Annotated in this window: 11 protein-coding genes and 1 pseudogene; 8 read left to right on the forward strand and 4 right to left on the reverse strand. The window is 58.1% G+C overall.

What is annotated here, in order from left to right; all coding sequences use genetic code 11:
• The first annotated feature begins 3 nt into the window (after positions 1–3).
• From Q3Y66_RS05025 to Q3Y66_RS05035, 3 genes are all read left to right on the forward strand, one after another.
• The gene (locus Q3Y66_RS05025) at positions 4–3,189 is read left to right on the forward strand and encodes an efflux RND transporter permease subunit (RefSeq protein ID WP_008958253.1); all 3,186 of its coding nucleotides are present in this window, start codon (positions 4–6) and stop codon (positions 3,187–3,189) included.
• Between the two features lie 185 nt (positions 3,190–3,374).
• Positions 3,375–3,845 carry a GFA family protein gene (locus tag Q3Y66_RS05030; protein ID WP_008958252.1) on the forward strand — a complete coding sequence of 157 codons (471 nt, stop codon included), beginning with the start codon at positions 3,375–3,377 and terminating at the stop codon, positions 3,843–3,845.
• Positions 3,846–4,012: 167 nt separating this feature from the next.
• A complete protein-coding gene (locus Q3Y66_RS05035) occupies positions 4,013–4,342 on the forward strand; it encodes a four-helix bundle copper-binding protein (protein ID WP_008958251.1) in 330 nt (109 codons plus the stop codon).
• Positions 4,343–4,449: 107 nt separating this feature from the next.
• Here Q3Y66_RS05035 and Q3Y66_RS05040 read toward each other — a convergent pair whose 3' ends face one another.
• Positions 4,450–5,103: a phosphoribosyltransferase gene (locus Q3Y66_RS05040; protein WP_008958250.1), complete on the reverse strand. Its 654-nt coding sequence runs from the start codon at positions 5,101–5,103 to the stop codon at positions 4,450–4,452.
• A gap of 45 nt (positions 5,104–5,148) precedes the next feature.
• On the reverse strand, positions 5,149–5,877 hold the full coding sequence (locus Q3Y66_RS05045; protein ID WP_035586911.1) for a CDP-alcohol phosphatidyltransferase family protein: 729 nt from the start codon (positions 5,875–5,877) through the stop codon (positions 5,149–5,151).
• A 362-nt stretch (positions 5,878–6,239) separates the two neighbouring features.
• On the opposite strand from Q3Y66_RS05045, the gene Q3Y66_RS05050 reads away from it, so the two are divergent.
• The 4 genes and pseudogenes from Q3Y66_RS05050 to Q3Y66_RS05065 all read left to right on the forward strand — a co-directional run.
• Positions 6,240–7,259: a zinc-binding alcohol dehydrogenase gene (locus tag Q3Y66_RS05050; RefSeq protein WP_008958246.1), complete on the forward strand. Its 1,020-nt coding sequence runs from the start codon at positions 6,240–6,242 to the stop codon at positions 7,257–7,259.
• Positions 7,260–7,292: 33 nt separating this feature from the next.
• The gene (locus Q3Y66_RS05055) at positions 7,293–7,691 is read left to right on the forward strand and encodes a 6-carboxytetrahydropterin synthase (RefSeq protein WP_008958245.1); all 399 of its coding nucleotides are present in this window, start codon (positions 7,293–7,295) and stop codon (positions 7,689–7,691) included.
• A complete protein-coding gene (locus Q3Y66_RS05060) occupies positions 7,688–9,652 on the forward strand; it encodes a glycosyltransferase (protein WP_008958244.1) in 1,965 nt (654 codons plus the stop codon). The genes Q3Y66_RS05055 and Q3Y66_RS05060 overlap by 4 nt, the downstream gene beginning before the upstream one ends.
• A 4-nt stretch (positions 9,653–9,656) precedes the next feature.
• Positions 9,657–10,580: pseudogene (locus Q3Y66_RS05065) on the forward strand (lysylphosphatidylglycerol synthase transmembrane domain-containing protein); the annotation flags it as partial.
• Positions 10,581–10,637: 57 nt separating this feature from the next.
• Here the strand turns inward: Q3Y66_RS05065 and Q3Y66_RS05070 are convergent.
• A complete protein-coding gene (locus tag Q3Y66_RS05070) occupies positions 10,638–11,504 on the reverse strand; it encodes a RibD family protein (RefSeq protein WP_368411725.1) in 867 nt (288 codons plus the stop codon).
• Between the two features lie 139 nt (positions 11,505–11,643).
• Between Q3Y66_RS05070 and ribA the strand changes: the two genes are divergently transcribed.
• On the forward strand, positions 11,644–12,747 hold the full coding sequence (gene ribA / locus Q3Y66_RS05075; RefSeq protein WP_008958242.1) for a GTP cyclohydrolase II RibA: 1,104 nt from the start codon (positions 11,644–11,646) through the stop codon (positions 12,745–12,747).
• Between the two features lie 38 nt (positions 12,748–12,785).
• Here ribA and Q3Y66_RS05080 read toward each other — a convergent pair whose 3' ends face one another.
• Positions 12,786–13,559 carry a creatininase family protein gene (locus Q3Y66_RS05080; RefSeq protein WP_008958241.1) on the reverse strand — a complete coding sequence of 258 codons (774 nt, stop codon included), beginning with the start codon at positions 13,557–13,559 and terminating at the stop codon, positions 12,786–12,788.
• Positions 13,560–13,573: the final 14 nt, after the last annotated feature.

Below are 13,573 nucleotides of genomic sequence, written 5' to 3' on the forward strand. Positions count from 1 at the left end.
GCCATGAATTTCTCCCGTTTCTTCGTGGATCGACCGATTTTTGCGGCGGTGCTATCGATCATTATTCTGGCGGTGGGGCTGATCTCCATTCCCAATCTGCCCATTAGTGAGTACCCGGACGTGGTGCCGCCATCGGTGGTGGTTCGTACGGTCTACCCCGGCGCCAACCCGAAGGAAATTGCCGAGACCGTGGCGACGCCGTTGGAAGAAGCCATCAATGGCGTCGAGGACATGATGTACCTCAAGTCCGTGGCGGGTTCTGATGGCGTGCTGCAAATGACCGTCACCTTCCGCCCAGGCACCGATGCCGAGCAGGCCGCCGTTCGGGTGCAGAACCGCGTTAGCCAGGCCGAGGCCCGGCTACCGGAAGCTGTGCGTCGTCAAGGTGTCACTACCCAGAAACAGTCGCCGACGTTTCTGATGGTCGTTCACCTAACCTCGCCCAGCGGTGAATATGACACCCTTTATTTGCGCAACTATGTGCGGCTGAATGTCCGTGACCGTCTCGCCCGGCTCGAAGGGATTGGGGATGCACAGATATTTGGCGGTGGGGACTACGCCATGCGGGCGTGGCTTGATCCCGATCGCATAGCCACCCGCGGCCTGACAGCCAGCGATGTGGTGGGAGCCATGCGCGAACAGAACGTGCAGGTCTCCGCCGGGCAGTTGGGAGCCGAACCCATTGAAGAGAGTGACTTTCTCACCCTGATCAACGCCCGAGGGCGGCTGGAAACAGTGGAGGAGTTTGGCGACATCGTGCTGAAGCGCGGCGAGAGCGGAGAGATCCTCAGGCTTTCGGATGTGGCCCGGCTGGAAATGGGCGCCGGGGACTATACGCTGCGCTCGCAGTTGGACAGCAAAAACGCGGTGGGTGTGGGGATATTCCAGGCCCCGGGGGCCAATGCGCTGGAGATTCGCGAGCAGGTGATCGCCACCATGGATGAGCTGTCCGAGCAGTTCCCTGAAGGTGTTGAGTACGAAGCGGTCTACGACACCACCATCTTTGTGAATGACTCTATAGAGTCAGTGATAGCCACCCTACTGGAAGCCGTGTTGCTGGTGGTGTTGGTGGTCACGCTGTTCCTGCAGACCTGGCGTGCGTCGATTATCCCGCTGCTGGCGGTGCCGGTCTCGGTGATCGGCACCTTTGGGGCGCTCTACCTGCTGGGGTACTCCATCAACACGCTGACCCTGTTTGGGCTGGTGCTGGCCATCGGTATCGTGGTCGATGACGCCATCGTGGTAGTGGAAAACGTGGAGCGGAACATCGAGGAAGGCCTCAAGCCCCAGGCCGCCGCGCATCAGGCTATGCGTGAAGTCTCCGGGCCTATCATCGCCGTGGGACTGGTGCTGTGTGCGGTGTTTATCCCCATGGCTTTCCTGTCGGGGGTGACCGGTCAGTTTTATAGCCAGTTCGCGGTGACGATTGCCATCTCCACGGTGATCTCCACCATCAACTCGCTGACCCTGTCGCCCGCGCTGGCGGCGATGCTGCTCAAGCCCCACGACGCGCCCAAAGATCGACTCACTCGAGTCATCGATAAACTGTTTGGCTGGATTTTTCGTCCTTTCAACCGTTTCTTTAACGCCAGTTCCCACAAGTACCAGGGCGGTGTGGCCCGCTCCCTGAAGCATCGTGGTGCGGTGTTTGTGGTCTACGCGCTGTTGCTGCTGGGCACCGGGGTGATGTTCAAGGCGGTGCCGCCTGGATTTATTCCAGTGCAGGACAAGCTTTATCTGATCGCGGGCGTAATTCTGCCGGAAGGTGCGTCGCTGGAGCGAACCGACCAGATGCTTCAGGACGTCGTGGACATTGCCATGGAGACCGAAGGTGTGGAGCACGCCATTGCCTTTCCCGGCCTGAACGCGCTGCAGTTCACCAATACCTCCAACACCGGTGTGGCCTTTCTTACCCTTAGTGCCTTTGGTGAGCGCAGCCTTAGCGCTGCGGAAATAAATGCCCGCATCAACCAGGGAATTGGCGGCTTGAAAGAGGGCTTTGCGTTCTCCTTTATGCCTCCGCCGATCCTGGGGCTAGGCAATGGGTCTGGGTTTCAGCTGTTTATCGAGGATCGCGGCAACCTTGGCTATGGGGCGCTGCAGCAGGCGGTGAACCAACTCCAAGGCGCGATTGCGCAAACGCCGGGGATGGGCTTTCCAATCAGCAGCTATCAATCCAACGTGCCGCAGTTGGATGCCGAGGTGGATCGGCTGAGGGCCAAGGCCCAGGGCGTACCCTTGACCGAGCTGTTCGACACCCTGCAGACCTATCTTGGCTCGACTTATGTGAATGACTTCAACCGCTTTGGCCGCACCTGGCAGGTGATCGCCCAGGCGGACGCTCCTTACCGAGCCAGCGTGGAAGATATCGCCCGACTGCGCACTCGTAATGACCAGGGGGAAATGGTGCCCATCGGCACGATGGTGGATATCCGACAAACCTTCGGCCCGGACCCAGTGTTGCGCTACAACGGCTACCCGGCGGCGGACCTGGCCGGCGAGTTCGATCCCCGGGTACTCTCTTCCACACAAGCAATGGATACTATTACCGCCCTGGCGGAAGAGGTGCTGGCACCGGGCATGGCGTTGGAGTGGACCGATTTGAGCTACCAGCAGTCCACCCAAGGCAACGCGGCGCTGGTGGTCTTCCCGCTGTCGATCCTGCTGGTATTTCTGGTGTTGGCGGCCCTCTACGAGAGCTGGACGCTACCGCTGGCGGTGATTCTGATCGTGCCTATGTCGATGCTCGCGGCGCTGATTGGCGTCTGGTTTGGTGGCGGCGACAACAACATCTTTGTCCAAGTGGGCCTGGTGGTGCTGATTGGCCTGGCGTGTAAGAACGCCATCCTGATCGTGGAGTTCGCCCGTGAGCTGGAGTTGCAGGGCAAGGACGTAGTGGAAGCGGCGCTGGAAGCCTGCCGGTTGCGGCTGCGGCCGATCATCATGACGTCGATCGCCTTCACAGCGGCGGTGTTGCCTTCGGTAATCGCGACCGGCGCAGGCGCCGAGGTACGGGCGGCGCTGGGTACGGCGGTGTTTGCCGGCATGATTGGGGTGACGCTGTTTGGCCTGTTCCTGACTCCGGTGTTCTACGTAGCGCTGCGCAAGCTGGCTGGTCCTTTGACCAGCCATCACGCTTCGACCATGAACACTGAAGAAGATGTTAACCAGGGGGAATTGCCCGCCTAAAGCTAACGAGGCTTGTCCTACCGTGTGATGGCTAATATGAGCAGTAGGTGGAAATGGGCGGTAGATTGAAAATAGGCAGTAGTTTGAAAATAGAGGCTCAGCCCCGCAGAAAAATGCGGGGCTTACGCTGGTTTGGCTATAGTGAATAGAGTTAAAGCGTATTCAAGCCAGCACTGGAGGCAACTATGCTGCTCGAAGGATCATGCCACTGCCAAGCAGTGACGTTTAGTGTGACGTCACACCACCCTTATCCTTTCAACCGCTGTTACTGCTCCATCTGTCGCAAAACGGCAGGCGGTGGCGGCTACGCCATCAACCTTAGCGGCGATAACGAAACGCTAAAGGTGAGGGGTGAAGAGCATATCAGCGTCTATCGCGCGCTTATCAAGGGGGAGCAGAGCACAGGGGAGCGGCATTTCTGCAAACACTGCGCATCGTCGCTATGGGTTTATGACCCCGATTGGCCCGAGCTGGTGCATCCCTTTGCCTCAGCGATTGATACCGACTTGCCGACCCCTCCCAAGAAAACGCACATGATGCTGGGAAGCCGGGCGGACTGGGTCGAGGTCAATGCGCAGTTTCAAGACAAATGCTTTGATGAGTATCCGGATGAGAGTCTTGCCGAGTGGCACCAGCGGCTAGGATTGGAGTGCTAGGCCGTTAATGAGGCCGCTTGCTTCGCTTGTGTTGAAAGCAGGCTGTTCTACTCTTTTATACGAACTCCATAGAAATGCGGCCCATTGGAGCTCAACGTACGGCTTGTAAGGCCTTATCTTGCGAACGTCCAGCCGTGCTCTCGTTTTTTGACAAGGAGGGTGGAAAGATGGAATTTGAAAAATATAAGTCGTGTATTGAAGCGTGTAATGTCTGTGCCGTTTATTGTGATGCTTGCGCCACGGCCTGCTTGCAAGAAGATGATGTGAAAATGATGGCTGAGTGTATTCGTCTGGATCGCCAATGCGCGCAAATTTGCCGCTTGGCAGCTTCCTTCATGGCCCAGGGGAGTGAATACGCCAAGGAAATCTGCCGGATATGTGCTGATATTTGCAAAGCGTGCGGTGATGAGTGTGCCAAACACGATGCCGAGCATTGTCAGGAGTGCGCTAAAGCGTGCCATCATTGTGCCAGTGAGTGTGCTGCGATGGCTGCCTAAGGCAGCGTAAAAGCCTAGCCCAAGCTTAAACAAAGCCAGCTTTCATACGTCGTTCAAACGTGGTGAAAGCTGGCTTTTTTGTCTTTTAATCTATATCAAAGAGGGCGTTAAAAAGAGTGAGCCTTCTGCAAAAGGGTGATCACTTCGTCATCGCTGGTTTGGGTGAAATCCTGATAGTGAAGGCCAACAGCGATAAAGGGCTCGGGAGTAGCTAAACAGACCAAATCGTCAACCTCGGTAGCTAACTCATCCAGTGTGGACTGCGGGGCGACAGGCACTGCCAGAGTGACGGAAGCGGCGCCTGCCTGGCGTAGTGCTCTGGCGGCTGCTTTGGCGGTTCCGCCGGTGGCGATACCATCATCCACCAATAATACTCGACGTTCGCTGACGTTAATGGGTGCCCGGTTACCAATATAAGCCTGCCGGCGGCGGGTTATCTCGCTTAGTTGGCGCTCTACTTCAGCTTCAAGATATCGTTCAGAAGGCTGAAAAAACTGTAGCACATCCGCGGTCCATATCACCTGAGGGGGATCGCCATCGACGACAGCGCCTAGCCCAATCTCGGGTTGCCCAGGCGCGCCAATCTTACGCACGATGACCACATCAAGCGGAAGTTTAAGGGCTATCGCTACCTCGTAGGCAACGGGCACACCCCCACGAGGTAATGCCAGCACTAGGTCATATCGCGCCCCGGATAATGCGTGGGCAAGCTTTCGCCCTGCTTCACGCCGATTCTTGTAAAGCTCTTGTTGCTTGTGCATGGGTGGCTCCTAAGCCGCCAAACGGCTCCCTATAAGACGCAGTCGTTAGGAGGGTAATGTTTTTCGAGACAGCCACCAAACGTCAATACCAAAAGAATATAGCAATGAAATCAATGCACTAATGGCCAGCAGGCTGGCAGCAAAGTGGGAGGTAAGTGGCGTTAACGCCAACAGCAGCGCAACCACCTGCCAGACACATACGGCTTTACGGCGAAAGCTTTCGAACAGCGGTTCTGCAAGCCAGGGGAACGGCCAACTGGCGGCTACAAACAGGTAGCGCATCCCCCCAATCATCAGCACCCACAGGCCCAGAGACTCTAACCGCAGCAATCCTGCGCAAAGCAGCAGTATCAGTAGGGCATCCAGCTCCATGTCAAAGCGCGCGCCGAATAGCGAGTGGCTTTTGGTGCGCCTGGCAATCCAGCCATCAACGCCATCCAACAGTAGAGCGATCACCGCAATTGCCAACCACTGCCAGATGACCTCTACAAACGCATTGGCGGCGAGCGCACCTGCCAGCAGCGCGACTAATACTGCGCGGGCAAGCGTTACCCGGTTTGCCCAGCCCAGTGAGCCGTGGGGCCAGAACACCATCACTAAGATAGCTATAAACGTGTAGAAGGCCAAGGCAACCCACCAATTGGCCGAGGTAGCCATTAATTGAGGTAATCCTATACCTACAATCATTAGCACCAAGCCGCCCAGCAGTAGCTCTGCAGCGCTATAAAGCCGTTTGGGTAGTGTCATGGATGAGGCATTTGAAAAAAACGGCATGGTGGCTCACGAAGCGGCATCGCTGTCCGCAGTTGAAATAAATGATGCAAGTATTTTTATATGTACCATTCTTGTAGAAGAAGGTAGGGTTGTCTATATGATCAAAGAAAATAGTCTAGTTAGCTTCAAGTGTTGCACATTGTTAATCGAATAATTTCTCTTCAACCGCTACGCTAAAGATGGTGAGCCATTAATGACTATTCTGCATGAGGCCATTCAAGAGGTGGTCGTCCAGTATGGTAAGGGGCCAAGTCACATAACGAGCAACCTCGCCTTAATGTGCAGCGCCATGGCCCCACGCTACTTTCAATGGAATGAAATAGAGCTCGGTTTAGTTGAGCTTGTAACGAAAAGGATCGCTCATGTCGACGCCTGACGATGTTGGCAAAAATCTATACGCTGGCAAAAACCGCTGCGCCACCGCCTTCTGGGTGACCAGCCCAGCCCAAGGCGAGTTGCGGGCTGAGCCTCTGGCGACGCCCGCTCAGGATGAAGTGCAGGTACGCACCTTGTACAGCGGTATTAGCCGAGGCACCGAATCGCTGGTGTTTAACGGTCGCGTGCCTGAAAGCGAATTTTCGCGCATGCGCGCCCCTTTTCAGTCAGGTGAGTTTCCCGCCCCGGTCAAGTACGGTTACTGCAGCGTTGGTCGCGTTGAACAAGGGCCGGACGCGCTCTTAGATAAAACCGTCTTTTGCCTGTTCCCCCACCAGGACTACTACACCGTACCTGCTTCAGCGGTGCTTGAAGTGCCTGCCAATGTGCCCGCTAAACGCGCCGTATTGGCCGCCAATATGGAAACGGCCATCAACGGCGTGTGGGATGCCGAGCCCATGCTGGGCGAGCGGATTTGCGTTATTGGTGCCGGTGTCGTCGGTGCGCTAGTGGCGTACCTGTGTGCCCAGGTACCCGGCGTCGATGTGCATTTGGTCGACATCAACCCAGCGCGCCGCCAGCTCGCCGAGCAGCTAGGCGTTGCCTTCGCCACACCTGAACAAGCCCCCCATGATCAAGATTGCGTGATCCATGCCAGCGGCCACTCGGCTGGCTTGCGCCAGGCCTTGGAGGTAGTGGGTAGCGAAGGGCGCATTATCGAAATGAGCTGGTTTGGCGAGGGCGACGTCGCGATTCCTTTGGGCGGCGCTTTCCACTCCCAGCGGCTGACGCTTAAAGCCAGCCAGGTAGGCCAACTGCCACCAAAACTTCGCCCACGTTGGGACTACCAGCGTCGCCTTAGGCTCGCGCTGAGCTTACTGGTGGATGAGCGGTTGGATGCACTGATCAGCGGTGAAAGCGACTTTAAACAATTGCCTACGCTTGCTAATACGCTGTTTGGGCGCGGTAGTGTTGAGCTCTGCCATCGGCTGCGATATTCCGCATAACTTGTGTTTTTAAACAATTAATCAGGAGTTTTTATGTTTCGTTTATGCGTTCGTGACCATTTTATGATTGCCCACAGCTTTAACGGCGAGATATTTGGCCCCGCCCAGCGTACCCATGGCGCCACCTATGTGGTGGATGTGGTTTTCCAGCGCCCTGAGCTGGATGAGGATGGCTTAGTGATCGATATTGGCCTTGCCAGCGAAACAGTCAAAGAGGTATTGGCAGGCTACAACTTTCAAAACCTGGATGACGTAAGTGAATTTAAAGGTAAAAACACCACCACCGAATTTATGGCTAAGGTGATTTTCGACCAGCTAGCCAAAGCGATCGGCGAAGGCAAAATGGGCACCACCGCCCAGGGCATTACCCATATGGAGATCAAACTGCACGAGTCTCATGTAGCCTGGGCTAGTTACGAAGGCGCGCTATGAGTCGGCGTTTTACCTTGATCGTTGCCGGTGACCCTGCTCAGCGCACCGGTGGCTATATCTACGATGCGCGTATTGTCTCGGCCCTACGTGACCAGGGCTGGGAGATTGACGTCGTGGGCCTGGCAGGCGTGTTTCCCGATGCGGACGCCGAAGCGGCAGCGGCACTAGCTCAAGCGCTTGAGACACTTCCCGACCATGCGGCGGTGGTGATCGATGGCTTGGCCATGGGGGCGCTGCCTGACGTGGTTGCCCAGCATGCAACGCGGCTGGACATTACCGCGCTGCTGCACCATCCCTTAGGCGATGAACTGGGCCTTGATGAGGCTGATCAGCAGCGCTTTCATCGCAGCGAGTTAACCGCGCTGGCTTCTGTGGCGCGCACTATTGTCACCAGCCATTTTACCGCTCGGCGTTTGCCGGAACTGGCAGCGCACTACGCCATACCCATCAATGCAAGTGTCACCGTAGTGGAACCGGGCGTGGCCCAGGCACCGGTTAGCCCAGAAGCAGAAGCTGGTGAAACGCTGCGCCTGCTATGTGTGGCAACGCTAACGCCGCGCAAGGGGCAAGATGTTCTGGTTCAAGCGCTAGCGGGAGTGGCCGGTGATCAATGGCAGTGCGACTGCTATGGCGGCGCGCGAGACGCGGCGTTTACGCAACGCGTGCAACAGCTGATTGATCAGAACGGTTTACAAAGCAGTGTGCACCTCCACGGCGAGTGCGATAGCGAGACGTTGGAAGCGGCTTACCAACACGCGCACGCATTAGTGCTGCCTTCCTGGTACGAGGGCTATGGCATGGTGGTCACCGAAGCCTTGGCCCATGGCCTGCCGGTGATTACCACCACCGGTGGCGCGCTACGCGACACCTTGCCAGAAGGTGCAGGTTTAAGCGTTGAACCGGGCAATGTTGCGGCGCTTCAAGACGCGTTGAGCCGATTTTGTAACGATGCAAAACTGCGTCAGCAACTGCGTCATGGCGCTGCGCAGGCCCGTGGCCAGTTAAGCGATTGGCAGGCGGCGAGCGAGGCCTTCGCCGCGGCGTTAACAGCGCAAAACCATGCCGCCAATGATTCGCTAACCTTGCGCGCTGGGAGTCAGTTTGAATCCGATTGGCTAACGCTGCGCGAGGCCGCTGATTTCGCCTCACGCAGCCAGCGCCTTGCTCAGTTCGCTTCAGAGTGGTTGGAGGCACGTAGCTCAACGCCGATGATCGCGGATCTTGGCTGTGGCCGGGGGAGCAATATGCGATTTCTGGCCCCGCGTTTTAGCGCCCACCAGCGATGGGAGTTGATTGACCACGATGCCATTTTGTTAGCGCAGGCGCGCCAGCGTGCCGCCGGGTTAAGCGATAGCCAAGGGCAGCCTGTGGCCGTCGAAACGCACTGTGTATCGCTGGAGCCGCTTGACGATGTACCGCTGGGCGATGCGCACCTAGTCACGGCGTCGGCGCTGCTTGATCTGGTTTCTCAGCAATGGATCGAGGCATTAGTGGTGCGCTGTGACGAGCAGCAACAAGCGCTTCTAATCGCGCTGAGCGTGACCGGAGAGTGGCACTTTATCGATGCCCAGGGCGAGCCGTTGCTGGATGATGAAGACCACTGGCTGTTGGCTATGTTTATTGCCCACCAACAGCGCGATAAAGGCTTGGGCGATGCGCTGGGCGGTCAGGCTCAAGAGGTGTTAGTAGCTACCCTTGAGAAGGCCGATTATCGCATTGAGCAGGACGATACCCCATGGCAACTGACTGCTGGCAACCATGACCAGCAGCCGTTAATGATGGCGCTGTTGGAAGGTTGGGCTGAGGCCGCCACCGAACAAGCCCCTGACGCCGCGGCACGCATTGCCAGCTGGTTGGAGCAGCGCCAGCAGGCGGTGGCCAACGGCGAGCTGGGGATTTGGGTGGGGCACCGTGATCTCTTTGCCATCCCCCCGTTTGCCAAGCCTCAGGAAGAGGCCTAAGCCGATGGGGTTTGCTCAGACGTTGTGCACCCGGCTAGGCGCGTACATTCGCCCATGCCTGCAAAGCCCATGGCTACGGCGGGTGGTGCTCAGTATTGCCTTGCTAGGGGCCGTGTTGTTGTGGGTCGACCCCCGGGCCATCGTGGCGGAAGTGCAGCGCTTCTCGGCTGGTTGGGTAGTGCTGGCGTTAGTCATCAGTACGCTGCAGATCATGCTCTGCGCTTGGCGTTGGCAGTTTACCGCTGGGTTGATTGATGTACCGCTGCGGTTTGCTTATGCCCTGCGAGAGTACTATTTGGCGCTGCTGGTTAATCAGCTGTTGCCCGGTGGAGTACTGGGCGACGCCGGGCGGGCACATCGTCATGCTGCTCAGGCGCAGTCACGCGGTCGCGCTTGGCGAGCGGTCATTATTGAGCGCGCCTCGGGCCAAGTGGCTGTGGTCGTGCTAACGCTCGCGGCATTGCTGCTATCACCGCTCTGGCATGCCGCGCTGGGAGTGTCAGTACTTACTACGGTGGGCTTAGGCGTCGTGGCTGCTCTCGCCGTGGTTATCGCCAGCGGCCTGCTGTTGCGCCAACATATAAGCCATCGGTTGGCACGGCTGCCGCATTGGTGCCAAGCCCTGGCGCGCGACGTTAAACGTGGCTTATGGCGGCGTAATGTATGGCCTCAGCAACTATTCTCGTCGCTGGTCATTGTGCTGAGCTACGGCCTAGTGATGGTGTGTGCGGCGCGGGCAATTGGCGTTGAGCTAGCGGTATTGGAGGTGCTGGCACTGGCACCGGTGTTGCTGTTGGCGATGTTGGTGCCCTTTTCCGTGGCCGGATGGGGTTTACGGGAGGGCGCTGCGGCTGGTGTCTGGGCGCTGGTAGGACTGCCGCCCGCCCAAGGCGTGGCGGTGTCGTTGGCCTACGGTGTGCTGGTGCTGCTGGCGAGCCTACCAGGTATTTGGGTGGCGCTGAGCCGTCGCGAGAAAGCGCAGCCCTCAGGCGGTGGTATCCCGCAGATGCAGGTCGAACAGCGTGTCGTCGCCACAGCGGAAGGTGCGCGTGGGCGGGCGCAGCGCACTCTCAAGCGTCTGGATGGGCGTCATTTGAAGCCCTGGTCTGCCGGAGCCGATCAGCAGCGGGGCGACCAGCAGGTGCAGCCGGTCAACGGCGCCTGCTTCGATAAACTGAGATACCGTGATACCGCCGCCTTCAATCAGCACACGGGGCAGGCCTTTATCGGCCAGCAGGGTGATGACATCAAGCGGATTGAACTGGCCATTGGCACCCAGTGGCAGCACGCAACGTTGAACGTGGGCAGGCAGCGTCGTGTTCGCTACCCCAGGCCCCACAATCAGCAGTGTCGGCGCGGCACTGTTACACAGCAGCGCCAAGTCATTAGGGATACGGCCGCGTGGGTCCAGCACCACCCGCGTCGGGTTAGTACCGCTAACGTGTCGCACGGTCAGTTGAGGATTATCGGCGCTGGCGGTGCCGGCGCCCACGACCACCGCGTCGACCAGGGCGCGCAGGCGGTGCAGGTGAACCAAACTTTCATGGCCGTTGATGTAGTGGGAGTGGCCGCTTTCCGTCGCGATGCGACCATCAAGGCTTTGGCCCAATTGAGCCACGACCCAGGCCAGGCGACTGGCCAGCGGGGTCAGGCAGTCGAGCAGCTCACGCGCCTCAACACTGACCGGCTGATCCGTTTGCCACTCGCCGCTTGGCGTCACGGTGATCGCCACCTCGCAAGGGCGCCGATGACGCAGAGCCGAGAGCCATTGCCAGGCATCGACCAGCGAAATAGTGCCGCTAGTATTCATAACACTGCTATTAACACCCGTATTGACATGGGAGTCGGGCATGACGCCTCCGCGCTAATAAATCCGCTTCATCATGCGGGCTCTACTTGGTCTAGGGCAAGTAGTTCAGAGCCAGTAGCCCGAGCAACTCGTTCAGCGCGAGCGCGTAATAACCCCCACGCCAGGAAGCCAGGAGGCCTACATGTACCAGATTGAACGAGCTATTTTCGATATCCGTCGCGGATTGCCAGTAGTGGTAAATGCCGGTGAGCAGCGTTTGCTAGTGCAGGCACTGGAAGGCAGTGAATCAGTCGAAGCGCTTGCTCGGTTAGCAGGCGCGCGGCCTTCGCTGGTGCTTACCCGTCACCGCTTGGCAGCCATGGGCGTAACGTTAGCCGCTGAAGCAGCCAGTTTGCCGCTCGCGACCAGGATAAGCACCAATGAGCTGCATGGCTTAGCCACGGCGGAGGCGCTTTCGCAACCTGCGGGTGGGCTGCTAAGCGGCTTAAAGCCAGCGGGTTTAGCCGAACTAGGGGCCGTTACGTTGATGCGTCGCGCGCTGTTAATTCCAGCAGCGCTATGTGCTTTTGTCAGCAAAGAGGCCGCTGCGAATATCGAGCAGCAGCTAGCAGAAGGGCGGCTACTGGAAGTTACCGCTAAAGACGCTGAGCACTGCTTGGCCGGTGCGCCGGGCATGCTGAAGCGCGTTAGCGAAGCACATATTCCCTTGGAGGATGCCGCTGAAAGCCGCTTTGTGCTTTTCCGTGAGCCGGACGGCTTACGCGAGCATGTTGCCGTCGTTATTGGTAAGCCGGAGAGTTGGGAAGGTGCGGTGCCACTGCGCATGCACTCAGCGTGTTTAACCGGTGACCTGTTTGGCAGTTTGCGCTGTGACTGCGGCGAGCAATTACGCAATGCAGTCGCCGATATTCAGGCCATGGGCGGCGGTGTGCTGCTTTATTTGGCGCAAGAGGGGCGGGGCATCGGCTTAGCCAATAAACTGCGCGCCTACACCTTGCAAGATGGTGGCCTGGATACGGTGGATGCCGACCAAGTGCTTGGTTTTGGGGACGATGAGCGCCAGTACGCCGTGGCGGTAGATATGCTCAACGCTCTTGATATTGAGCAAGTGCAGCTGCTGACCAACAATCCGCTGAAAATGGAAGCGCTGCGCCAGGGCGGTATCGAGGTCGTCTCGCGCCAGGCGCTGTACGGCAGCGTTACCGATCATAACCAGCGCTATCTAAACGCCAAGGCCACCCGCGGCGGGCATCTGTTAGAAGACGTACTAAGCGGGCAGCGTTAACCGCCGCAAACTCAAGCTGCTCCAATCGTGAAGTGGTTTTAGTTGGTTAGCGGCGGTAGGTGGGCAGTTTCTGTCACGACTGCCGCTAACTGGCGGGCATAATGCATTACCAGCCGCTCGCCTAATTCGGCGCTGGCGTGGCTGGCATCACCGGCCACACCATGGGAGCTTAAATCTTCCGCTAACCAGGCAAACGCTGCTGCACCCTCTGCACTCACTAAGGCATTGCCAGCGGGCGCCGCAGGCGGTGTGGCTTGATAGTGATCTAGCTGGACAAGCATTGGTGCCAAATAGCGCATCATGGCAGTTTCGAGTAGCCCACCGTGTAACCCGTAACGCAGCTCATCAGCCTCAATGGCGCCTTCTAACGGTGGCAGCCGCGTGTAGGTGGCTTTTACCACGCGCATTCCATGCCGCCGCCGCAGGGTTAAGCCTGCTAAATCCATCACCGCTTTATTGCCACCGTGGCTATTAAGTAGTACCAGACGACGAATGCCAGCGCGGGCCAGGCTGTCGCCATACGCTTCTAGCGTGGCGATCGCCAATGGCGCTGGTAGGCTCAGCGTGCCTGGGAAACTGGCGTGCTCATCGCTTGCGCCGACGGCAATGGCGGGTAGGCAGATCACATTAAGGTGCGGATCAAGCTCCTGCAGCATGGCGGCTTGCAGACCTTCGCCAATGGTCAGGTCTGTAGCTAGAGGAAGGTGGGTGCCGTGTTGTTCAATGGCGCCGAGTACCAGCACCGCTACCGGGTCGCGTTGGGCGAACTCGGCTAACTGCGGTGCGGTGAGCGTTTGCCAGTGGTGAATCATGAAATGAAAAGCCT

Source organism: Halomonas sp. HAL1, assembly GCF_030544485.1.
Lineage (GTDB): Bacteria > Pseudomonadota > Gammaproteobacteria > Pseudomonadales > Halomonadaceae > Vreelandella > Vreelandella arctica.